This is a genomic window from Psychrobacter sp. Pi2-52, from assembly GCF_904846705.1.
Classification (GTDB): domain Bacteria; phylum Pseudomonadota; class Gammaproteobacteria; order Pseudomonadales; family Moraxellaceae; genus Psychrobacter.
Window position 1 is genome coordinate 36492 of record NZ_CAJHBS010000010.1, and the last position, 24832, is coordinate 61323.

Below are 24832 nucleotides of genomic sequence, written 5' to 3' on the forward strand. Positions count from 1 at the left end.
GTGATAAAGATTATACAAAACAGAACGTCTTATTCCTTAAAGACTACTGCAACTATTATTTGAACAAGGTCTCGTTATTATAAGCTTATAACCCGTTTTATTTTGTCACATCGTCTCTCTGACATGGATCTTATCTCTGATTTTTTAAATCTGACAAGTCTGTAAGGGAGTACGCATCATGAACCGTATCTATAAAGTCATCTGGAATGAAGCCCTAAGTTGTTTTACCGCCGTTGGTGAATACGCGAAGGGACGTGGCAAATCTTCCAAATCTAGCGTTAGCTCTAACGCTACCATCAACACAACGTCTAACCTATCCGTTATCCATACGTTACGTCTGAGCACTATAGCGCTTGGGCTACTAACTGCTGGCTTTGGTATGCAGGCAAATGCAGATCTTAACTACTCTAACAACACTTATTATACCAACCATCAGACCATGGGTAATGGTCATAGTAACCATGGGAATGGCAACGGAGTTGGACACGATACCCATGGAAACGGCAATGGTTATGGTCACAACGGGAACAACGGGAACAACGGGAACAACGGGAACAACGGAAATAACGGAAATAACGGAAATAACGGAAATAACGGAAATAACGGAAATAACGGAAATAATCATTTGTCTGGTTTAAAATTCGCTGGCGATACAGGTGGTGTTATTACACGTAATCATGGTGAGAAACTCACCGTCAAAGGCGGTGCAACCACAGCATTATCGAACAACAACATCGGTGTCGTTGCAGATAACATGAGTAACACCTTAACCATCAAACTGGCGAAAAACCTAACCGGTCTTGATAGTGCCGACATTGGTGGTATCAATGTTTCATCAACAGGCATTGATGCCAACAGCACCCAAATCACAAATGTGGCCAGTGGTGTTGGTGATGATTACAATGCAGCCAATATTGGTGATCTAAACAAAGCAGTCGCTGACAATAAAACCAAGTACTACAGTGTAAAAAGTGGTGCCACAGGGTTGTTAAGTAACGAAAACAATGATGGTGCACAGGGATCAAACTCTATGGCCATGGGTGGCAACGCCAGTGCTATAGGTGGTCAAGCCATTGCTATCGGTAGTGGCGAGAGTGGTCAGAACACTGTAGCTAGTGGACAACAGTCTATCGCTATTGGTGCAAACACGGTATCAAAAGGACATTCATCTATCGCCATTGGTGGCGATGATTTAGATGACGCCTCAAAGGTAAATGGAGTTAATGCATTATTCAACACTTATACAGGTACTACAGGCGGTCTTGTTACGATAGGTGATTATAGTAATCATACTGAATCTGGTGGTGCGGCCTCTGTTGCCATTGGTGTCAAAGCGCATTCTAAAGGCAATCTCTCTACGGCTGTAGGTGTCCGTTCAAGCTCATTAGGTGATGCATCATCTGCCTTTGGTATGGGTTCTTCAGCAACCAAGAAAGGTTCAGTGGCACTTGGTGCGGGTTCAACCACACTCACCGATGCGACTTACCAAGATAAGCTTACTATTGGCAGTAAGGATTATTTATACGCTGGTGCGACAAATGATAAAGGGGCACAGATCTCTGTTGGCTCAGAAGGACGTGAGCGTCAAATCAAGCATGTTGCTAGTGGTGAGGTGAGTGCAGCCAGTACCGATGCTATTAATGGTAGTCAGCTACACGCTACTAATCAATCTATTGAAAATTTATCAGAAAGCAAGATTACCTTTGCAAGTGATAGAGGAGCTCCTGTAGAGCGTAAGCTTGGTGAGACACTTAATATTAAAGGTGGTGCAATGGCCACTGCTGCTTTAACTACAGGCAACATTGGAGTAGAGTCTGATGCTAGTACTAACACACTAACTGTAAAGTTAGCTGAGAACGTAGACCTTGGCACTAATGGAAGTGTCAAAATGGGAAGTAGTAGCAGTATTCCTTATAGTTTAGGTGCTGTAACAACTGTTAATAGCCTAGGTGTCTTGACAGGTAATTGGCTAGGCAGTACAGCAGTTACTGGTGCAGGTATTATAGTAAATGGTCCACTAGGTATTCCTAGTACTGCTCTAACCATGGATGGTTTAACAATTATCGGTGGTCCAAGTATTACGAGAAGTCATGGTATCGATGCTGGTAGTAAGAAAATTACTAATGTTAAAGCAGGGTCAACCGAATTTGACGCGGTCAACTATGGTCAGCTGGAAGAAACCAATACTGCAGTGAGCCGAGGTTTAGATTTCATCGGCGACAATACTGATACCACCTCTGTGATTACTCGTAAATCTGGTGAAGTCTTGAAAATCTCCGGTGGTAATACTATTCTCACTGATTTATCTGATGATAACATTGCTGTTATTGCTGATAATAACACTAATGCTCTAACTGTTAAATTGGCTAAAAATTTAACGGGTCTTAATAGTGCAAGCTTTGGTAATGACGTTATTATTTCATCCACTGGCTTAAGAGCAGGAGCTACCGTAATCAATACTAGTGGCGTCAGTTTTAGTAACAGCACTGTAGGCTTAAGTAGCGGTGGTCTTAACAATGGTGGCAAGGTAATTACAGGTGTTGCAGATGGTACATTGGATGATGAAGCTGTAAACTATGGCCAATTAAAAGCAGTTAAAGAAAGTGCTGAAAATGCTAATAGAGGTTGGGATATCAGTGCGCAAGGTGACAGTGAAACCGAAAGCACTGTCGAGCCTGGTGGCAAGGTTGACTTCAATAGTAAAAACGGCAACATCACTGTTTCTAAGGCAGCAACTAGCAATGATATCTCATTTGAGCTTAATAACAACCTAGATCTTGGCGTTAGTGGAAGTGTTAAAATTGGTGATACCACAGTTAGTGACAATGGACTGACCATTGCAGATGGCCCAAGCATCACGAAAAGTGGTATTGATGCCGCTAATACTAAAATTACCAACGTTCAAAATGGGGAAGTTTCGGCGACAAGTCAGGACGCCATAAATGGTAGTCAGCTTTACGCACAAGGCACTGGTATCAGTAGCATCATCGGTGGTGACACTGTTTACAATGCTGAGAGTGGTACTTTCACCAATAGTGATATTGGTGGAACAGGTCAAGGTAATATTGATGGTGCGATTGCTTCTATCAGACAAGGCACGATCGAAATCAACGAAAACGTACAAATCAATACTACAGCTATCGCAACCAATGTGACTAATATTGCTAATAACAATAGCAATATTATGACTAATACCACTAACATCAAGACCAACACGGATAGGCTCGATGCAGGACTTAACTTCGGTGCAGATAGTGGAACCAATATCAACAAACCAATTGGCGATGATAGTGTCCTAAGCTTCACTGGTGGTAATAACATCACCACTACTGCAGAGGGTAGTAGTATCAAGTTTGAGCTGAATGATGAAATCAGTGTCAATAGTGTCAAGGTTGGAACTACGGTTATCAGTAGTAGCGGCATTAGTATGCAAGATGGGCCGAGTATGACTTCCCAAGGTCTATTCGCTGGTAACCAACGTATGGTCGGTGTCGCCGATGGTGTCGAAGCGACAGACGCCGTCAATTATAGTCAGCTTAGTGCACTTGATAGTCGACTCAATAATAATATGAGTGATCTTGGCTACAAAATCGACGAAGTAGAAGATGATGCAAATGCAGGTATCTCAGCTGCAATGGCAATGTCGGCAATGCCTCAGGCTTATATCGCAGGTAAGTCACTGATTGGTGGCGGTGTTGGTACCTATAATGGAGAGAGTGCTGTAGCGATTGGTTTCTCTAAATTATCTAACGACGGTCGCTGGGTCATTAAGGTAAATGGTTCGGCAGATACTCAAGGCAACGTAGGCGGTGCAGTTGGTGCAGGTTTCCATTTTGACTAACAGAGCCTTTCAACTGTAGTTATCGATAGACTATAAAAAAGCAAGACATCCAATGTCTTGCTTTTTTACGGTTTGAGCTTAAGTATTTAATGTAGTAGCGCTATTGCTGAGTAATAACAAGCGTCTGTAAGATACGACTTACAAGCGATTATTTTTTATAATCAAGACGCTGTTATATTCTGAACATTGCGCCATTCGGTGTCAGTCCAACATAGGCCATACCTGCTTGATTCATCCAGTGAGGTTGAATGATGCCATGCTGCAAAATCGCATGAATGTCTCTATGCGCTCGTTCTATCTTATGCTTCTTATATAGGGAGGCTGTGCCTGCTACTGCGTAAATTTCAGATACTATGTTACGAGCTTCTCTTGCGCCTTCACAAGAAGCTGCCCATACATCTGCAAGCTGTATATCAGTAAAGGTGTTCTGCTGCTGTGCCTCTTTCCACAGTACCTCGACACTATAATGCAGTTGGGCGCGTTTCGATGCTAGTATTGTTTTGCTCTTAGCAATAGTAGCCTGTACCGTTGCACGGTCGCGTAGATCTGGACTCTTACCAGGTGTTACTCTCTCAAGGCACATATCAACCAAGTCATCCATAGCGGCTTTCAATACGCCTAGCGCCATCGCCGCACAGCCAGCAGCATTGATACAACCGATAGGCAGACGACTGTAGGCAGTATCGACAGTCACAGGACTATCAAAGTCAACTGCATAAGCCTCTTTGACAAAAGCGCCTTTGACAACGATATCATGGCTACCTGTGCCATTTAGGCCGCCCACATCCCACGTGTCAATGATTTTTAAGTCTTTCTTGGGAATAAAAAATAGCTTTAAGTTTGCACCTGGGCCAAGGGTCGTAGGAGAGCCTTCGGAGATAACGAGACAACGGAGCACAAACCAGTCAGCCAATTGGCTTCCAGAGACGAGTGTCCATTGTCCTGATACCATGTAGCCATTATCTACTGTTTGGGCCACGCCTTCAGGACGTGCGGAATTGGCATAAATATGAGAGGGGTCGCTATATACTTCTTTCATACTGGACTCGTCCAAAAATCGACCGAATGTACAGGCCAAATGGTTGTTCCAAACGATCCAAGCAACGGAGGCCTCAGCACTGGCCAACGTCTCATAAGTTTTTAGCGTTTCTACTGGATTGCCTGCCCATCCTCCTAACGATTTAGGCAGCCCCATTCTAAATAATGCAAATTCTGAAAGTTTATTGGCCACCACGGGTGCAATTTTTCTAGCGCTTTCTGTTTCATCTCTGAACATGATTGCTGATGCATAAATCTTGTTTGCTGCATCCGATGGTAGGGTGGTTATCTTTGCTGAGGATATATCATTCATATTGTTCAACCTTATTGTGATGAATAAGACAGTACTTTTTTCTATAGCTGATAAAGTACAAATTTGAGAGATGACAAATGCTTATATAAAGAATAACCAACAGCTGCCCACCATACAACCGTTAATATGAATATATTAAAAATTATATTGTAAAAATTGAATAAATAGTAATCAATGAGGCAAAATTCAGCAATTAAGCTAGGAATTAAGCTGTAAAGATAGGTAGGGGTAAAGAATATTGAAGAACGAAGCCAGACCAAATACTAAGTGTTAATTCTAAGCCACTTAATATTTTGCCGAGAAGATAAATATTCTATAAAGATAGGTATCCTATAAAAACTGTCTTAAATTAGGCATCACGTTTCGGCGCATCAGGTTGCATCATAGGATCCGCATCTGCAAATGCCTTTAGTGTACGGCAATGAGTATCAATGGCTACGATACTGGGATAAGCGCTTAAATCTACTTTGAAGCGGCGAGCAGAAGAGACTTGTGGAATCAAATAGCAATCTGCGAGAGTAGGATTGTCACCATAACAGAACTGTCCGCGATTGTTATCCGCAGCTAAGCGTGTCTCTAAAGCGGCAAAACCTTCACTGATCCAGCGATTGCACCATGCAATCACATCTTCCTCGTTTACTGACAGCTCATTGCGCAGGTACTGTAAGATGCGGCGATTATTAAGGGGGTGGATGTCGCAACCAACCATGGCGCTTAACGCGCGTACCTGCATACGCCCAGCAGCATTGTGAGGCAATAATGGCTGCTCGGGGTAGACCTCTTCTAACCACTCCAAGATAGCTGGACTTTGATATAATAGTAAATCGTCAGTCTGTAGGACAGGCACCAGTCCTTGCGGATTAATCGCTTTGAAAGCAGATTCTAACTGTTCATCCTGTGCCAGATTGATCGTGATATCATCGTAATCTAAGCCTTTTAGGTTCATAGCGATACGAGTACGGTAAGACGTGCTACTACGAAAGTAGCCATAAAGTGTCATCATGATTCATGTCCTTATGTAGATGTGTTTTTATAAAGATAAATATTATGAAGTAAGGTCTGTATCTCACTGATATTTGATCGGGCAAACCCTTATTGAACAAACCATTATCAAGCAAGCCAGAATAGTAGTTCACCTATCGACCAAGCACACCAGAATCGAGTAAATCATGCCAGCAGACAAAACCCTTGTAGACAGTTCTATCAGCAGTAAAAACCAAAGTGGGGTTCAGTCGCTTGAGATTGGGCTGTCGATACTCGATGTGCTGATCGACCGCAATGAGCCTATGATGCTAAAGGATATCGCTGAAGCCATGCAAATGCATCCAGCAAAATCCCATCGTTACTTGGTTAGTCTCATCCGCAAAAACTATGCGCGTAAGCTCGATGATGGTCGCTATGGGCTTGGTGATAGAGTCAATGCACTGGCATCACTAGGACATACTGGACTCAACCAAAACAATCTTTTGGCACGTCTCACGCAAGTGGCTAATGAAATCAAAGACACGTTAAACTGCGGTGTGCAAATTGCCAAATGGTTTAGCGAAGGCCCTATTATTATTCAGTCCGTTGAGCCAGACAGTCCGATTAGTATCATTACTCGCATTGGCTCACGTATGCCTCTGACGACATCGGCCACAGGGCAGTTATTTGCCAGTTATCAACCTGATGCCGTCATTCAGCCATTGGTCACAGCTGAGTGGCATACGAGTAATACCACCGTAGATATGACCGAGAAATGGCAGCACTTTACCCAGCTACAGGCCAAAATTCGTACTCAAGGCTATGCGACAGTGACGGGCGATATGCTTATGGGGATTAACGCCATTACGATTCCTGTTATATTGCCACAGCTTGCCAATAGTGCTACTGAACCATCGATGAGTAGTGACAAAACTGATAGTGAAGATTTACCGCTAGAATATGCTATCACTATTATTGGAACAACAGAGCAATTGCCGATGAGCGAGCAACATAACGTGGTTAAGCAAATACTGGCGATAGCACAGCGTTATCAAATTGCCTAGCCAATAATGGTGCTATAAGCTAGGGCGTGTCTTCAATTCATCCTCTAAACCATACAGGCGCTACTGGCCGCTTTTGCTTTTTCGTATACGTTGTCAGCATCTAGGCCAGTCGCATTCACTTCATCAAGGTAATGTTGAGAGCCTTCCATCAATGGGCCTCTCCAATCTGGATCATTAAGTGGATCAGGGATATCAATCATAATATCGCCTTTTGCTTTGGCGGCGGCCATCGCTTTGGCATTGCTGATGTCAAATACTTTAGAGATATGTGCTGCCAGCTCTGCGCCAGAATTGTCATCAATCACTTTTTTGAGGTCATCAGGCAAGCTGTTATATTTCTCTTTGTTCATGCTAATCACAAAGGTGGAGTTATAAAAAGGAATATTGGTGTGCGTATTGATCAGCTCATCAAGGCGAAACGCTTGAATGGGTTGCCAAGTAAAGCTGAGCCCATCAATGACACCGCGCTGCAGAGAGGTATAAGTATCACTGGCAGGCATGCCGACAGGTGCAGCACCAGTGGCTTCGATAATGTGGCTAGCAACCGCAGAAGGTTGGCGAATACGCAGACCTTTCATATCAGCTGGCGTGCGAATCGGTTTATCAACCGTATGAAGTGCACCTTGTCCAGTGCCTATCAGCGCTAGCAAGTGAGTGTCTTCGTACTCGTCTTTAATGACACCCTCGTCATATAGTTTATGAAGTATACAGCTCTGCTGCTGTGCAGTATTTGTGATGCCTGGCAACTCTACGATTTGAGTCAAAGGAAAACGTCCTGCTGTATATCCTTGCGCTTGCATACCAATATCTACGCTACCTTTAGCTGTAGCGTCATAGGTAGCACCTGGTTTGCTGAGCGTCGCAGAAGGGTATATCTCAACCTTTAAGCGACCTTTTGAATCTGCTTCAATTTTCTTTGCCCATGGCTCTAACGCTTCGGTGTTTATATTGTCAGTGGCAGTCATGAAATGCGAGAACCGCAATGTTGTCACTTCACCTGCATCTGTAGACGCGCCTCCTGCTTGGTCGTTATTGGAGCAACCAGTCATCGCAATCGAGGCGGCTAAGAATATTCCTAGAGGGGTTCTTATTTTCATCATAGAGTCCTTTCATGATGGTTAGATATGGTTCGCTATTCATTAATACCTAGGGTATGTCGTCAATTAGCACTTTTATAATTAAAGCGATGATTAACTGATCATTTAAAAAGGCAGTAAACAGAATGACAGGAGAGTTACTCGCCGACAGGAGCAACTTCGCGTGCTTCAGCCAGCTCATCACTATGCAGAAACTGTGTATGTGCAGGAGCACGCTTGGTACGAGACCACTCATCTAGCATGTCTTGCTTGATGGCATCTGTAATCATCGATACTTTGTCTTCTGAGGTTGGATCATCATAGGTCAGCTCGAGACGATGACCGTTGGGATCAAAAAAGTAAATCGAGTGAAAGATGCCGTGATTGGTCACGCCAATGACATCGATGCCTGCATTTTCTAAATGCTCTTTGGCAACTATTAATTCGTCACGGTCCTTAACCTTTAGCGCCAAATGCTGCACCCAGCTTGGGGTATTAGGATCAAAGCCCATCTCAGGTTGATTGGGTACTTCAAAAAACGCTAAGACATTTCCATTACCAGCGTCCAAAAAGACGTGCATATAAGGGTCAAAGGCTTTGGTCGAAGGCACATGATCTTCTGCGAATGCCAGAATAAAATCCATATTTAGATTCTTTTTATACCATTCGACGGTTTCTTTGGCATCTTTGCAGCGATAAGCCACATGATGGATTTTCTCAATTTGAAAGCTCATATCAAACTCCTTTTGATAAGGCGCGTCACTCATTTGGCTGTATTCACATAACGATGAGTAGGTGAATGCATTTGTCTTCCTATCAGCCTGCATGAGAGTTTTCACGCCTATTTTGCTATTTCTCTGTATGTGTTATTTCTTAAATACTATTTATCAGTCGCTACTTTCCAAATGCTACTTATCAAAATCAAAGCTCAGTGCTGGTAATACCTTGCCGCGTACTTCACCAAAGCCAACACGAATGCCGTCTTTTTCGCTATAGCCTTTCATAATGACCGTGTCACCATCTTCGATAAAGCTGCGCGTCTCACCGCCTTCAAGCGTGACTGGTTTGGTAGCGTTCCAAGCAATCTCTAGCATTGAGCCATAAGAGTCAGATGTTGGCCCTGAAATCGTACCTGAACCCATCATGTCGCCGACTTCAACTTTGCAGCCAGTGATGGTGTGGTGGGTGAGCTGCTGTGCCATTGACCAGTACATGTATTTGAAGTTGGTCTCACAAATGATGGTCGCTGTTTCCGCATTTTCAGGCAGTAACTCAACCGATAGATTGATGTCAAAGCTGTTGTCGCTCGCTTTTTCATTTAAATATGCAAGTGGCTTGGGTTCTTGTGTCGGACAAGCTGTTTTAAACGGAGCCAACGCATCCATGGTGACAATCCAAGGAGAAACCTCGGAGGCAAAGGTCTTAGCATTAAATGGACCTAAAGGCACGTATTCCCATTTTTGGATATCTCGTGCTGACCAGTCATTGAGCAACACCATGCCAAAGATATGATCAGCGGCATCATCTACGGCGATTGGCTGACCGATATGATTACCTTTACCAACAACAAAGGCGGTCTCTAGCTCAAAATCCAAGCGCTTGCAGGCAGAGAAAATAGGACGCTCATCAGGGCTAGGCTTTAGCTGACCTGATGGACGTACGATATCAGTTCCACTAACGATGACGGTGCTGGCACGTCCGTTATAACCCACAGGCATTTCGGTCCAGTTAGGCAATAGGGCGTTGTTTGGATCGCGGAACATGGTGCCGACGTTGGTCGCGTGCTCTTTCGATGAGTAAAAATCGGTAAAGCCTGGTACTTGCACTGGCAAATGCATGGTGACGTCTGCTTGCTTAAATAGCGCCTTTTTTTGCAAGTCTGCATTGTCACGTAAGGTGTCAGTGTCGCTAGACAGCAGTGTTTGAATGGTAGTGCGCGCCTGCGTCCAATTGTCTCGACCAGAATCAATAAAAGCATTTAGCGTAGATTGGTCAAAATACGGACCACCGTCTAAACTTAATAATCCTTCGGCTTCGAGTACAGATAGATCCAGTACATGCTCACCAATGGCAATGCCTGCACGGCGATTTTTATCACCAGTAGCGTCTTTGGTCTCGCTAAAGATGCCATAAGGGAGATTGTGAATAGAAAAGTCAGAGTCAGCAGCGATATCGATAAAAGACGTGAGTGTGCTGTCAGTCGTTGACATGATTTGCTCCTTGCTAATATACATTATGAATTACGTTATAATTAATTACTTATGTATAATGTAATTTATTGATATATGGATTGCAAGTTTTTTATGCAATGTCTTTTGTGAAAAGGCTGCTTTGAAAAGTGGTTGTCGTTGTTTTGACTAAAGGGTTTTAGCTAAACGGTTCTGACTAGATGGTTATGACGAAATAATTTTGGTTAAATGCTAGGCACAAAAAAAAGGCCAAGCAATCGCTCAGCCTTTCTTATCCGCGTTTATTTTTTATCAAGTTACATATTGAGTAATATGTTAAGTAACTTGGCTTAATCAGTCTTTTAAAACGTCTGCCATGGCATTGGCCACATAGTCGATGTTACTGGTATTTAGGCCAGCCACGCACATACGTGAGTTAGAGACCATATAGATACCAAACTCAGTCTGTAAACGCTCGACTTGCTCAGGCGTGAGACCAGTAAAGCTAAACATACCATTTTGACGAGTGATGTAATCAAAGTTACGGTGAGGGATTTTAGCCTCTAACACTGACTTTAGCTTTAGGCGCATCGCTTTGATACGGTCGCGCATCGCATAAACTTCGCCAACCCACTGCTCATGTAGTGCTTCATCATTCATGACGATATCGACCACGCGTCCACCATGTGATGGGGGGCTTGAGTAAATACGGCGTACGGTTGCGTTAAGTTGACCGAATACGCGCTCGGTTTCGTCTACGGTTGGGCAGACGACTGATAGGCCGCCGACGCGCTCGCCGTATAGCGACAAGTTTTTAGAGAATGAGTTGCTAACAAACAATGGGAGGCCCATCTCAACGGCTTTACGAATAGCGTAAGCGTCGCTGTCCATGTCTTCGCCAAACCCTTGATAAGCGATGTCCATGAATGGAATCAGCTCACGTGCCTTCACGACGTTGAGTACAGTATCCCATTGCGCTTGGGTCAAATCCATACCGGTTGGGTTATGACAGCATGGGTGTAGCAAGATGACGTCGTTTTCGTTCAATGTCTCAAAAAACGCAATCATTTCCTCAAATTTGATACTGCTGTTGGCTTTGTCGTAGTACGGGTATTTACCCACTTCTACATCAGAGCCTTCAAAGATAGCAATATGGTTGCCCCATGTTGGATCGCTCACATAGCACTTAGCTTGTGGGAACCAGTCATGGATAAACTCAGCACCAACTTTCAATGCGCCAGAACCACCGATTGTAGCGATAGTAGCGACCAAGCCGTCTTTTAAAATCTGGGCGTCTTTACCAAATAGTAATTCCTGACAGCCTTTACGGTGGCCTGGCAGGCCTGCCATTGGCAGGTATGGACGCGGTGCGATAGGATCAGCAATACGCTCTTCGGCTGTTTTTACACAGTCGAGTACAGGCAATACGCCATTCTCATCATAATAAATACCAATGCCTAAATTGACCTTGTTAGGATTGCTATCTACTGAGTATTTTTCCATAAGACCTAAGATTGGATCACCAGCGTAATAATCGATACGTTCAAACATGCCATTTCCTTATAAAAATATAAATCGAGCAGCCGAAAATCATAGAGCAAATTGCGGCTGAACTCAACACGAGAGTGGGTTATATGAGGCAATTAATAAAATAAATAGCCAAATAGATTGTTTATCCGTCTATCAAGCGCATTTGACATGCTATACGTCATTCGCTAGACGATGAGTCAGAGTGATGTAGGTCGTTATAATGAGTCGCAAAATACGTTTGCAAAAACTGCTTAAAAGCAATTGTCGCCGGAGAGAGCGCCCGTGAGGCACGCTGATAGATAAAAAATTGCCGCATTTTGACTGGTTGAGTGAGTGGTCGCATCAGCAGACCATTGGCGCTGACCCAATCAATAACTTCAGGCATATAAGGCAGACACAGCGTGATTCCAAAGCCTTGGCGTGTCATCTCAAGCGCGGTGGACATAAAGTTCACCTTGTATCGAGCTTGTTGAACGTGAACGGAGATAGAGTCGTCGAGCTCTGCGGTTACTTGATCTAGGAACGGACCTTGTAAGGTAATCAGCGGCGTTTCTAATAAATCTTGCCAAGTAATTTCGTCTCTTTGTGCCAGTGCATGATTGTCTGGCATAACCACACAAAAAGGTAGCTGATACAACAGGTCAGCCCCGATATCATCTTCAGTTTCTATAAAACCAAGCTCGGTACCAACCCCTAAATCGACTTCGATATCTTGGATATGCTTAAGCAAGTTTTCTGCTGAACAGTCTAATAGTGAGACGCCAATATTTGGATATTCTTTGGCAAATTGAGCGATGACGGCAGGTAGGGAAGACGCTGCAAACTGTGATACCGCCAAGCGCACCTGACCTTGGGCCAAGCTGGTCAAGCTACTTGCTTCATTTTCAAACAGCTGCATTTCATTCAAGATGCGCCGTGCTTGCGGTAGTAGGTGCCGTCCTACTGCTGACAGAGACAACTGGCGAGTGGTGCGATCAAACAGCACGATACCGAGGCCAGTCTCTAATTCCTTAATCAATCCACTAACAGCAGATTGGGTTAGATACATCTGTTCGCTGGCACGAGTAAAGCTGCCGTTGTCAGCGACTTTGATAAACGCGGTCAATTGGCGAATGCTAATATTCATAAGTAAACCTGATAAATAAATCATAAAAAACAATTAGTCTTATAAATAAAGCTAATCTAATATAAATACAACGTCAACAAAAAAGATTGATTATTAATCGTTTTATAGACTTTTACTATTAATCGACTTTTACTACTCATCGATTTTCTATTACCAATTGAAATTAAGGATAATTACAATGGCAGATTTATTTGACAACCCAATGGGACTAAATGGATTTGATTTTGTAGAGTTTGCTTCTCCGCAGCCTGATGCAGTCGACGCATTGTTTAAGCAGCTTGGTTTTGCTCATGTCGCCAATCATCGTTCAAAAGACGTTGCGCTATATCGCCAAGGCGATATCAACCTTATCCTAAACCGCGAGCCAAAAAGCCAAGCCAGTTATTTCGTTGAAGAGCATGGCCCTGGTGCTTGTAGCATGGGCTTTCGGGTAAAAGATGCCAGAAAAGCGTATGAGCGTGCGGTTGAAATGGGTGCACAGCCAGTAGACGTACCAACTGGAGTAATGGAGCTTAGATTGCCAGCTATCAAAGGCATCGGCGGCTCATTAATCTATTTGATTGACCGTTATAAAGACGGCGAATCTATCTATGATGTCGACTTTGAGTTCTTTGCAGATATCGACAGAAACCCTGTCGGCTATGGTTTCAAAGTTATCGACCATTTAACGCATAACGTCTATCGTGGACGCATGGCGTACTGGGCAAAATTCTATGAGCGTATCTTTAATTTCCGCGAGATTCGTTACTTTGATATCAAAGGTGAGTACACGGGACTAACCAGTAAAGCCATGACCGCACCCGATGGAAAAATCCGTATTCCGCTGAATGAAGAAGCCAAACAGGGCGGTGGTCAAATAGAAGAATATCTAATGCATTTCAATGGCGAAGGTATTCAGCATATTGCGCTAGCCAGTGATGACTTGTTTGCCAGCATCGATAAGCTAAAAGCGGCTGGTATTCCGCTTATGACCGCACCAAATGCTGCTTACTATGAAATGCTGAGTGAGCGTTTGCCAAATCATGGTGAAAATGTCGCTGACTTACAAACGCGCGGTATCTTATTAGACGGCACCACAGAAGGCGGTGCACCGCGTCTGCTGCTACAGATTTTCTCTGAGACCATCTTGGGTAGCCCAGTGTTCTTTGAGTTTATTCAGCGTAAAGGCGATTATGCAGATGGCTTTGGTGAAGGTAACTTTAAAGCGTTGTTTGAGTCGATAGAGCGCGACCAAGTACGTCGCGGCACAGTCGGTCAGCCAGAGACTGAAACCCTATAATATTATCTAACGCTTAGACCACGTTTAATCAATGGACAAGACAAAAGGAGTTTGTGTTGTCCTTAATAGGAGTATTACCTACAAGCACGACAGCAAAGGTAATGCTCTCATTGCGATAAAAGGAATACAGGCATGGAACGCCTATCACAGATAGATTCTCTTAATACGGCCATCGGTACCAATAGCGTTGCGACTAATAAGCAAAGCAACGATGCGTCCAGTCATTCTAATGCGACAAATAAAAAACAACCGTATATCTCACACCAACCCGATAGTCATGGTCATATTCACTATAGTGATGATGAGCATGCGATGTGGCAAGCGCTGCTGGCACGTCAAGCGGAACAAACGCCCAATCGTGCGTGTACTGCATATTTAGAGGGTTTAACTAAGTTAAACCTACCGACCACACGTATTCCTCAGCTACGAGATATTGACGAGGTATTACAAGCGACCACAGGTTGGCAGACCGCCGCTGTGCCTGCATTAATCAGCTTTGGTAAATTTTTCAAACTACTGGCCAATAAGTCCTTTCCTGTGGCGACGTTTATTCGTCGATTTGATGATATGGACTATATTGAAGAGCCTGATATCTTTCATGAAATCGTTGGGCATTGCCCGCTATTGACCCATCCTGCGTTTGCGGCTTTTAATGAGACGTATGGTAAGCTTGGTCTTAGCGCAACAAAAGAGGAGCGCTGGTTTTTAGCAAGGCTGTATTGGTTTACTATTGAGTTTGGATTGGTCGGCAGTCGAATAGAAAATCGTAGAATCTATGGCGGCGGTATATTAAGCTCACCTTCTGAAACGATCTACGCACTTGATCGGACGCCGCAAGAACTTTCAATCGCTCAAAATAAGCCGCAATCTCAACCTCAGTCTCAACCTGAGCACCGAGCGTTTGATTTGCTCGATGTGTTGCGGACGCCTTATCGTATTGATCAAATACAGCCGATCTACTATGTCATCGATGAATTGGATACCTTATTTGATATCGTCAATAGTGACATTATGGGTGCGGTCAAAAAAGCTATGTCGCTTGGACTATTTGAGCCGACCTATCCAGAAAAAACTCGTTAAAAACGTCAATTCAAAATTAAACATGAAAACCAACACTTCAGTGCGGAATATTGAGATAGCAGCAAAGCTATATCAACATGAACGTACGAGTATTAGAAAGTAGCTATCAAAACAACCATTAAAAACTGACATCAAAAACAGCCACTATAAAAGGATTTTATTATGACAGCACTATCACAAAACAGCTGCGAAGCTTGCCGCATTGACGCACCGAAAGTTGATGAAGCCGAAGCACGAGAACTATTACCGCAAATTCCTGATTGGTCATTGATCGAAGTAGATGGTGTTCAGCAATTGCAGCGTCAGTATAAATTTAAAAACTTCGTCTCAGCAATGGCATTTGCCAATCAACTGGCAGACATCGCTGAAGCAGAAGGACATCATCCGGGTATATTGGTAGAGTGGGGTAAGGCTACGGTCACTTGGTGGTCACATAGTATCAAGGGCTTGCATCGCAATGATTTTGTCATGGCAGCTAAGACCGATGACTTACTAGGCAAGTAATAAGTTGCTTCACTAGCAAGTCACTTTAATCGTACTTCTACCATTAAAATTAAAATCAAACCCAATTTAGTGCCAGTATTTACTGGCATTTTAAGGATGTGTCATGCCACCAAAACCCCTTACATTAATCAGTGCCAAGCTCGCCTTTATCATCTCCGCCATCGTCATCGGTATCATGGGCGTTACCATGATCGGCTTTGGCTGGGTACCGCACTTGTCTCTTATCTTGGCTATCTGTGTGCTACTGGCTATTGGTATGTATAAAGGACTCAGCTTTGATGACATGCAAGCGCAAATGGCATCAGGTGTCATGCGCGGTATTGGTGCCATCTATTTGTTCTTCTTTATCGGATTGATGGTTGCGGCTCTGATGATGTCAGGAGCGATTCCTACACTGATGTATGTAGGCTTTCAGCTCATATCACCTGAGTATTATTATATCTCTGCCTTTATCTTGACCTCTATTATTGGTATTGCATTGGGTAGTAGTTTGACGACTGCTGCCACATTGGGTGTTGCCTTTATTGGTATGAGTAATGCCTTTGATGCCAATGTGGCGATAGCGGCAGGGGCAGTAGTATCAGGTGCGTTCTTCGGTGATAAGATGTCGCCATTGTCTGATACTTGTACCATTGCGTCCTCTGTAGTGGGTATTGATCTGTTTGAGCACATTCGTAATATGATGTATACGACAGTCCCTGCGTGGATATTGACGGTGATCTTGTTTTGGATGTTCTCAGGACAGACGACCAGCGCTGATCTGAGTCAAGTGACCATATTGCAAGGTCAGTTGATAGACAGCGGTCTGGTACATGGGTATTCGGTATTACCCTTTGTGGTATTAGTCGGATTGGCACTGTTTCGGGTTAATGCGATTTATACGATTATCTGTACTATCGCAGCGGCATTGATCATTACTTATGTACACAGTTCACCAAGCGCTGGACAATTGGGTGGTTATCTGTTTGCAGGGTATGCTCCTGCTGAGTCATTAGAGCTAGGGGAAGTAGGTGGTATGCTGTCGCGCGGCGGTGTACAGAGTATGTTCTTTACCCAGGCGATTGTGATACTGGCATTAAGCTTAGGTGGTCTATTAACGGCACTAGGGATTTTGCCAGCACTGCTCTCTGGTATTAAGGATACATTGACGATATCAGGACGAGCGATCTTTGCGGCAGCGATGTCGGCACTGAGCATTAACGTGCTAATCGGTGAGCAGTATTTGAGTATTCTATTATCAGGTACGGCATTCCGTTCAACGTTTGAGCGCTTGAATTTACATCCGAAGAATTTGTCTCGGACGATTGAGGATGCAGGAACGGTAATCAATCCATTGGTACCTTGGAGCGTGTGCGGGGTGTTTATCAGTCAGGCGCTAGGGGTGCCGGTATTAGATTATCTACCTTATGCATTCTTCTGTTATTTGTCATTGCTGCTGACACTGCTATTCGGGTTTACGGGGCTGACGATTAGTCGGGTTAAAGAAGGGAAGGTGGTCGAAGCATGATAAGTGATGATTGATAAAAAAAGGTGGGGCTAATATTAGCCCCACCTTTTTTGTTTCGAAATACGTAACTACTGATCTTCCGTTTGCGCATCCTGACTTTTGACGATTTTATGCTGATCCTCTGTGCTATCGACTTTCCAGTAGCTAGAAATATATAAATGCGTCTTTGGTACCGCGCGCTCAACTTTGAAGTACTGGCGCAGTGCACGCATACTATGAAATTCACACGCAGCCCAAACAGCAGGTTGACCATCAAGCCAGTTCAATGATTTAACACAGTCCAGTAAAGGGCTATCGTCTGCATTTGGATGCGCATTAATCACCCAATGTATCTCGACGTTCTCTGGTTTTTTGAGCGTCTGACGATCTGCCTCAGTCGTCACTTCAAGTACTGCGTAACCACGAGCATCAGTAGGTAACTGTGCTAAGTTGACCGTAATCGCTGGTAGCGCGGTCATATCACCGACTAATAAAAACCAATCTGCTTCATTGTTAATGAGCTTTTTTGGCCCTGGACCACCTACTAGAATCTGATCACCGAATTGCGCATTTCGTGCCCATGCTGATGCAGGTCCTTCCGTCTCATGTAAAGCAAAATCAACATCTATTGCGTCATCACGTTGCACGCTCACCGTATAAGTGCGCATCAGTGGGCGGCTACCTGCATCTTGAGGGAATATCAGTTTGATATAAGCACTTTCTTGATCGATAGGAAAATCAACCATGCCAGTACCGCCAAGCGTGACACGGCACATATTTGGCGTAATGTATCTAGTGCCAATAACTTCTAGTACTCTTGGAGTAGGTTTTGCCATATTGTGCTTTCCTTCTAACAACTAACAACGGATTGGCTTACTAATAGAACCAACCCGCTGCTTGTAGTATTTATTAAAAATTGGCTTTTAGACTGACTGTCATTTGACGCTCAGGTCCCATCCAGCAGTTATTGATGTCGTAACAAGCACCAACATAGGTTTTATCAAACAGGTTATTGATGCTCGCACCCACAGTCAGCATAGGGTTGATCTGATAATTGCCACCAATATCAACCAAGGTCACACTCGGTAGCTTATCTGTGTTTTGCTTGTCAATTTGCATACCGTCTTCATAACGAACACCAGCATTGAGCGTGAGCTTGTCTGTCGCATAGTAGTCTGCCCATAGCGTGGCTTTATGCTTGGCGGTTTGAGCAGGTGTATTGCCGACCACTTCAGGGTTAATCTCTTCTTTTGTAATTTCAGCATCGGTGTAGCTATAGCTTGCGGCCACGTCTACCCAGTCATTTAACATATGACTGCCTGATATCTCAAAGCCTTTAGATGCAATTTCACCAGTTTGGGTTTGATTTCTATAGTTAACGTAATCTGACACCACGACATTTTTTTGTGTGATGTCAAATACAGCAAGTGTTCCTTGAGTGGCACGATCTTTTGACAAGTACTTCACCCCGGCCTCTAGCTGATCAGCAGTGGTTGGCTCAAACGGCTCATCAGTAATAAAGTTACTACCGACTACTGGCTGGAATGACTGCGAGTAGCTCACAAACGGTGATAGACCATTATTAAAGTTATAAATAGCAGCAAGACGTCCACTGGTTTCTGACGCGTCATTGTCGATCATTTCTTCGCTAGGGATTACACCTTTCGATGTATCGGTTCGATCAAGGATACTTTTGAATTTATCATGTCGTAAGCCTGCCACCACTGTCCAGTCTTGCCACGTCATTTCATCTTGTACATAGAGTCCAAGCTGGCTTTGTTCGATATCATCGTATCGATTAAAATTATCTAATGGTAAAGTGTCAGTATTGATTTGTGAGAAATCTGGATTCGATAAATCAAGGTTTGGCGTACCATCTGCCCCAGCGTTATAGTAATCAGCAGTGCTATCTGTCTCCTGATACTCTATACCGAACAATAGATTATGAGAAGTATTTGCCGTATCGAATTGATAAGCTAACTGGTTATCTGTGGTCCAGTTTTTCATGCTTTCATCTGTTGTGTAAGCTATACGGTCTAGAATCGTGTCACTACCCTTTACAAATCCTTCGTTGTTATACACATTGCGCTGCTGCGCTTCGGCATCGGTATAGCGCGTGATATGTTTAAAAGTTAACTGGTCGTTGATATCCCAGTTTACGGTGACGCTTGGCATGAATACTTCTTTACTAAATTTATTCCATTTATCGCCTGCATAGGCATCACTACCCAATTTGCCATAGCTTGCATTGTAGACGGTGCCAACAGCAGGCAATGGGGTAGAAGGTACCATTTCTGGATCGTCTTGATAAAACAGATTAGCAAGTACAGAAACATCATCAGTCGCTTGCCATTCAAGCGACGGATTAATCAGCAATCGCTCTTCTTCTGTAGTTTGCATTTGTCCATCTTTTTGACGTTTTAGCGCGACTAAGCGATAGTTCAAGGTGTCTGTGATAGGCCCCGTGCTATCGACGGCCACTTCTTTTAGGTTTTGATTGCCGAATCGTAGCTGTACTTCGTTCTCTTGAGTGCTCTTAGGGGCTTTGGCTATTTGGTTCACCATACCGCCAGGTGCTGCATAACCATACAATGAAGATGCGGAGCCTTTCACCACCTCGACCGCTTCAGTTGCATAGATATCTACTTGGGGCATCAGGTTATATGTACCATCATAAGGCAATCTTAGACCGTCATAAAAGTTTGAATAGGTCTTAAATCCGCGAATGTTGTATTCGTCAAAGATAGAGACTGTACCGCGGCTCTCAGCGCTTACACCTGGTTCATAACGTAATGCAGCATTGACACTATCTGCCTGACGCTTTTGCAACAGGTCTTGATCGATTCTGGTATAGCTCATTGGCGCATCGTTTGGGTCCAATGCAGTTTTGGTGCCAGTACTACGATAGCCATCTGAGTAGACGGTAATAGCACCTAAGGTGGCTGATGGTGTAGCAGCCTCATCGTTTTCAGTATTGTTTGTCGTCTCTACAGCGTATGCGGCGTGACTCATACCCATGATCAGGCCAATTTGTACTGCTGTGGTGAGATATTTTTTGCGAATGACGTTAGTGGTTAGATGAGACCGCATCAGATTTCCTCTTGGACTAAAATGATTGAATATTATTTGTAACAGTTAAAGCAAAATTATAACGACGCTAATAATAACACTAATGATAACCATTATCATTAAAAAATTACAACGAGACAGTTTTGGGAAGTATTTGCAGTATTTGCACTGCTAATAAGGGGCTAAAGACAGAGTATTGCGAATAGAGTCACGCAGACTTACTGTTTTGAACGATGTATTTTAAACGATGGTTTTTCTCAGATTTTTCTCGTATTATGCAGCAGCATTCTGAATACAATTATTTACAGTAGAATTTTTACATCGCTGTATTGCAGTCATCATACGGCGTCATCCTAGTTCTTTGCGAGACCTTTTAAAATTGGTCTTGCAAGCAGATACATCACTATTATCGATAGGTTTACGTTGTTTATTGAGCAACCAAAGATCGTTTAAGGTCACATTTATGGACACACCCTCCAACCAATCCACCACCAACCAGCGCTATTTCACAGTGTGGCGTTGGCATTTTTATGCAGGCATTTTTGTTGCTCCCTTTTTAATTGTCTTGGCAATAACGGCGCTCGGTATGCTGTTTATGTCTAACACAGTAGGACGTGACAACGACCGCTTAACGGTTGTCGTGCCAGAGTCTACGGTTCAATCACCTGTCTCTACTCAAGCAAAGAACGCGCTGAGCACCTTGTCTGATAGCACACTGGTTAAATATATCGCCCCTCGTGATACCGATACGGTGGCTTTATTTCAGATAAAATCAGACGACCAAAACAATATGGTGGCAGTCAACCCCTATACAGCCGATATCGTCCAAAGTGTGCCTACCAGTAGTGGTCTTTATAGTACGTTCAATGATATTCACAGTGATTTGCTGATTGGCAAAGTCGGTGATTATTTGTTAGAAACGGCGGCATCATTAACCATTTTAATGATTTTGTCTGGTTGGTATCTGTGGTGGCAAAAACGTAAATCAGTCAAAGCGATGTTGATACCTAGTGAAAGGGTAACCAATAAGAAAAAGCGCTCTTTTATCCGTACGATTCATGCGACATTGGGTAGTTGGATATCTGTGCTGCTACTGTTTTTCTGTATATCAGGTATGGCATGGGCAGGTGTATGGGGCGAAAGAGTGGTGCAAGCATGGAGCCAGTTTCCTGCGGGTAAGTGGGGCGTTGCACCTGTTCCTGTATCGATTGATCACAGTCAACACGCTGCTATGCAAGAGTCTACACCAGCGCCGCATGTACATGGTGCGGCAGCGTCTGAATCACATACTGAAGCACCCACGCATGGCAGTGCCCTAAACTCAAGCGACACCAAAGAAGTTCCCTGGGTACTTGAGCTGACGCCGATGCCTGTGTCAGGCACGACCAAGGGTAAAGATGGTATCGCTGCCAATATACCGATTATGATTGATACGGTGGATCGCTACGCTCGTGAAATCGGTTTTGAAGGGCGTTATCAATTGAACCTACCCCAAGGTAGTACAGGCGTCTGGACCATTAGTCAAGATTCAATGAGCTATGATATGAAAAGTCCGATAGCAGATCGTACGGTACATATCGACCGTTATTCGGGTAACGTTTTGGCTGATATTCATTTTGATGATTATAATGCGTTTGGTAAGTTTATGGCGGCTGGTATCGCGCTGCATATGGGCACGCTCGGATGGTGGAGCGTACTGGTTAATGTGCTGTTTTGCCTAGCAGTAATCGCTATTTGTGTCAGTGGCTATATCATGTGGTGGCATCGTCGCCCTCGTCATGAGAGTGATAGCGCGGGATTAAACCCACCAGCTCGCGGCTCAGATGTTTCCGTCTGGTGGCCGCTTGCTATTCCATTATTAGTGGTGGCTATCATATTTCCGACTGCTATTATTGCGATTATGGCTATCGCGCTATTAGATTTCTTTGTGATTTCTCGAGTTGAGTTTTTACAGAAATGGTTAAAATAAGCGAACGGTAAGATATCGTTGTTCTCGATATAGCAAAGGAGCGCCTTGTAGTAAGGCGCTCCTTTTTTGCTTAAAAATTGCTTAGATTAAATGTTACTGGTATTTACTTGAGCATAGCAATGGCATCTTTGCTGGCGCGCTGTCGCTCTTCGGCATTTAGCTCAATGAGACGGCCTTCTTTCATCAGTAATAATCGATCAGCATGCTCAAAATAACCGTCATCATGACTGATGATAAACAGTGTCTTACCCATGGCTTTTAGCTCAGGGATGAGCGTCTGATAGAACACGCGGCGAAAAGCAGGGTCTTGGTCGGCTGCCCACTCATCGAGCAGTAATATGTCCTTTTGTTCGGCGACGGCGATCAGCATAGCCAAGCGTTTTCTCTGACCTTGCGACAGCTTATCTGTAGAGAGTTTATGGTCAGACACACTTACTTTTTCTTGTAGATTGAGCTTATGCAGCCAGTCAGACACTAGAGCCGCATCAGGCTCATTGCCTTGAACTCCAATCAGCTGTTTAAATAAATGCTGGTCGCTAAAAATCGCAGAAAATAGCTGTTTAAAATCGGCATTGTTCTCTGAATTAACGCTCTGTCCATCGACTTGTACCGTCCCTGTAGTGGGGGTAAAGATACCAGTAATGATTTTGGCAAGAGTCGATTTGCCGCTACCATTCGCACCGATTAAGAAAACCACGTCACCTCGTTGCAAGGTTAAATTGACGGACTTTAAGATGTTATTGGTAGGGTTTTGATTGTTATCACTGTTGTCGCTATTTTGAGCATTATCATTAACCCCTGTGTCTGGTGCATGACTACTACTACCTACATAGCGATAATCGATATTATTTAGAGTTATGGACTGCCAGTCTTGTGCAACAGTATCTGTCGCAAAGCTTGGCTGATGCTCGGCCAATTCTAAAGACTGTATCTTTTCTAGTGCAACTTGAGCAGTCTGCAATGTTGGGTACGCACCCACCGCATGTAGGAGCGGCGACTGCATAAACAAAATCGTCAAAGAAAAAGTAGTAGCAACCCCCATCGGAATATCGAGATAATTGGCCACTGCAAACACGATACCAATCGATGCGAACATCATAATATTGGACCAGTTCACCGCTGATAAATGAAAAGTATCAGACTTAGTCACGGTCTTCTCGTACGATTTGGCATGAGCCAAAAAATCATCTGTATATAGTTTTTCTGCTCGATGTTGATTAAGAGCAAGCTCTTTACGACCTTCTATTATCGATTGATAATCCTGATATAACGCATCATTAATCTCTCTCAATTCGGTCAAATGGGTATAGACATGCTTGACCAAAATGGTACTTATCCAAATCGTCATCACAATCCAAAACATGACAATAAACAATAATGGCAACGACAACCAGCCCAGATATAGCCCAACGCCAACAGATAAAATAATGCCTTGTACCAGCTCTGGCATACGGACAAAAGCAACGGTAATCGATTGAATATCTGAGGATAAGCTGGCAAGTAAGCGTGCACTACCCAAATGGTCTATCTGAGGAACGGTAGTATCGATGATTTGTTTGACCAATTTGGTTCTAAGCTCATAGACAAATCGATGCCCCAATCGCGTTAAGGCATATTGCGATAAAAATGTCGTCACTAGCAGTAATAGTACCAGCAGGGAAAACTGCGCCAAGCTGAGCCAAGATAAGGTATCGAATACTGGCTGACTAATAAAGGTATGATTGATATAGGCAATAATACCCACACTGACAGCGGCATTGCTCAGATTTAGCAGAATGACTTTGAGAAAAGGCAGACGATAATTCGCCCAAATCATATGATATAAAGAAGCGGTCGTATGAGAGGACGCTGTGGTATGAGAAGACATAGTAACTCAGTAATAAAATAAATTTTTGATAGCAGAAAAGGGAGTAGGCCGCGCCTAATCCCTTTTATAAAACCTAATAAAGCTTAAAAGTCGAACGTTGCCGATACTTTTAAGGCCGTTGGTTCACCCGCATTTAGATAGCCATAGCCTGGTAATCCACCTACAGATTGCCAGTAGTCTTCACCTGTGATATTGGTCACCATACCTTTTAGAGTAACGTCTTGTCCTGCCAGTATAGTACGATAGCGAGCACCTAAATCTAGGGTAGTATAACCATCAACTTTTAAGGTGTTGGCAGCATCAGCATAACGCGCACCTGTATGGATAATATCGCCCGTTAATGTTAATCCTTCGACGGCTGCTAGATCGTATTCTAGGTTAACGTTCTTGATACACCTATCGAGAACCACGCGCTCGGCTGTGATGGCAGTATCGCAAAGCATCCACGCTCAATGATCG

At 43.7% G+C, this 24832-nt stretch carries 18 protein-coding genes; 7 read left to right on the top strand and 11 right to left on the bottom strand.

Going from position 1 to position 24832, the window contains the following annotated elements:
* Nucleotides 1–178 precede the first annotated feature (178 nt).
* A complete protein-coding gene (locus JMY00_RS07165) occupies nucleotides 179–3841 on the top strand; it encodes a YadA-like family protein (RefSeq protein ID WP_201579637.1) in 3663 nt (1220 codons plus the stop codon).
* Nucleotides 3842–4013: 172 nt separating this feature from the next.
* Here the strand turns inward: JMY00_RS07165 and JMY00_RS07170 are convergent, their stop codons facing one another.
* Both JMY00_RS07170 and maiA read right to left on the bottom strand, forming a co-directional pair.
* Entirely contained in the window at nucleotides 4014–5192 is a 1179-nt protein-coding gene (locus JMY00_RS07170; RefSeq protein WP_201579638.1) for an acyl-CoA dehydrogenase family protein, read from the bottom strand.
* A gap of 349 nt (nucleotides 5193–5541) precedes the next feature.
* Nucleotides 5542–6192, bottom strand: a complete 651-nt coding sequence (gene maiA, locus JMY00_RS07175) for a maleylacetoacetate isomerase (RefSeq protein WP_201579682.1) — start codon at nucleotides 6190–6192, stop codon at nucleotides 5542–5544.
* Between the two features lie 169 nt (nucleotides 6193–6361).
* Here maiA and JMY00_RS07180 point away from each other — a divergent pair, with 169 nt between their 5' ends.
* Entirely contained in the window at nucleotides 6362–7219 is an 858-nt protein-coding gene (locus tag JMY00_RS07180; protein ID WP_201579639.1) for an IclR family transcriptional regulator, read from the top strand.
* A gap of 44 nt (nucleotides 7220–7263) precedes the next feature.
* Here the strand turns inward: JMY00_RS07180 and JMY00_RS07185 are convergent, their stop codons facing one another.
* The 5 genes from JMY00_RS07185 to JMY00_RS07205 all read right to left on the bottom strand — a co-directional run bounded on the left by JMY00_RS07185 (nucleotide 7264) and on the right by JMY00_RS07205 (nucleotide 13119).
* The gene (locus JMY00_RS07185) at nucleotides 7264–8316 is read right to left on the bottom strand and encodes a TRAP transporter substrate-binding protein (RefSeq protein ID WP_165597521.1); all 1053 of its coding nucleotides are present in this window, start codon (nucleotides 8314–8316) and stop codon (nucleotides 7264–7266) included.
* A gap of 137 nt (nucleotides 8317–8453) precedes the next feature.
* On the bottom strand, nucleotides 8454–9029 hold the full coding sequence (locus JMY00_RS07190; protein ID WP_179797180.1) for a VOC family protein: 576 nt from the start codon (nucleotides 9027–9029) through the stop codon (nucleotides 8454–8456).
* A gap of 174 nt (nucleotides 9030–9203) precedes the next feature.
* Complete coding sequence (gene fahA / locus JMY00_RS07195; RefSeq protein WP_201579640.1) at nucleotides 9204–10505, bottom strand: fumarylacetoacetase; 1302 nt, start codon at nucleotides 10503–10505, stop codon at nucleotides 9204–9206.
* Between the two features lie 312 nt (nucleotides 10506–10817).
* A complete protein-coding gene (locus tag JMY00_RS07200; protein ID WP_201579641.1) occupies nucleotides 10818–12014 on the bottom strand; it encodes an amino acid aminotransferase in 1197 nt (398 codons plus the stop codon).
* A gap of 157 nt (nucleotides 12015–12171) precedes the next feature.
* Complete coding sequence (locus tag JMY00_RS07205) at nucleotides 12172–13119, bottom strand: LysR family transcriptional regulator (RefSeq protein WP_201579642.1); 948 nt, start codon at nucleotides 13117–13119, stop codon at nucleotides 12172–12174.
* A gap of 178 nt (nucleotides 13120–13297) precedes the next feature.
* Between JMY00_RS07205 and hppD the strand changes: the two genes are divergently transcribed.
* The 4 genes from hppD (at nucleotide 13298) to JMY00_RS07225 (ending at nucleotide 17489) form a co-directional block, all read left to right on the top strand.
* A complete protein-coding gene (hppD, locus tag JMY00_RS07210) occupies nucleotides 13298–14398 on the top strand; it encodes a 4-hydroxyphenylpyruvate dioxygenase (RefSeq protein ID WP_201579643.1) in 1101 nt (366 codons plus the stop codon).
* 132 nt (nucleotides 14399–14530) lie between these two features.
* Nucleotides 14531–15478, top strand: coding sequence for a phenylalanine 4-monooxygenase (phhA, locus tag JMY00_RS07215; protein ID WP_201579644.1), 948 nt, complete (start codon nucleotides 14531–14533; stop codon nucleotides 15476–15478).
* 162 nt (nucleotides 15479–15640) lie between these two features.
* Complete coding sequence (locus JMY00_RS07220) at nucleotides 15641–15982, top strand: 4a-hydroxytetrahydrobiopterin dehydratase (protein WP_201579645.1); 342 nt, start codon at nucleotides 15641–15643, stop codon at nucleotides 15980–15982.
* A gap of 103 nt (nucleotides 15983–16085) precedes the next feature.
* Nucleotides 16086–17489: a Na+/H+ antiporter NhaC family protein gene (locus JMY00_RS07225; protein ID WP_201579646.1), complete on the top strand. Its 1404-nt coding sequence runs from the start codon at nucleotides 16086–16088 to the stop codon at nucleotides 17487–17489.
* 68 nt (nucleotides 17490–17557) lie between these two features.
* Here JMY00_RS07225 and JMY00_RS07230 read toward each other — a convergent pair whose 3' ends face one another.
* Entirely contained in the window at nucleotides 17558–18304 is a 747-nt protein-coding gene (locus JMY00_RS07230; protein WP_201579647.1) for a siderophore-interacting protein, read from the bottom strand.
* Nucleotides 18305–18377: 73 nt separating this feature from the next.
* Complete coding sequence (locus tag JMY00_RS07235) at nucleotides 18378–20558, bottom strand: TonB-dependent siderophore receptor (protein ID WP_201579648.1); 2181 nt, start codon at nucleotides 20556–20558, stop codon at nucleotides 18378–18380.
* Nucleotides 20559–21000: 442 nt separating this feature from the next.
* On the opposite strand from JMY00_RS07235, the gene JMY00_RS07240 reads away from it, so the two are divergent.
* Nucleotides 21001–22506 (top strand): PepSY domain-containing protein, encoded by a 1506-nt coding sequence (locus JMY00_RS07240; RefSeq protein WP_201579649.1) that lies wholly within the window; start codon nucleotides 21001–21003, stop codon nucleotides 22504–22506.
* A 103-nt stretch (nucleotides 22507–22609) separates the two neighbouring features.
* On the opposite strand, the gene JMY00_RS07245 is transcribed toward JMY00_RS07240, so the two are convergent.
* Complete coding sequence (locus tag JMY00_RS07245) at nucleotides 22610–24373, bottom strand: multidrug ABC transporter permease/ATP-binding protein (protein ID WP_240990687.1); 1764 nt, start codon at nucleotides 24371–24373, stop codon at nucleotides 22610–22612.
* Nucleotides 24374–24456: 83 nt separating this feature from the next.
* Nucleotides 24457–24816, bottom strand: a complete 360-nt coding sequence (locus tag JMY00_RS07250) for a TonB-dependent receptor (RefSeq protein WP_240990688.1) — start codon at nucleotides 24814–24816, stop codon at nucleotides 24457–24459.
* Between the last annotated feature and the right edge of the window lie 16 nt (nucleotides 24817–24832).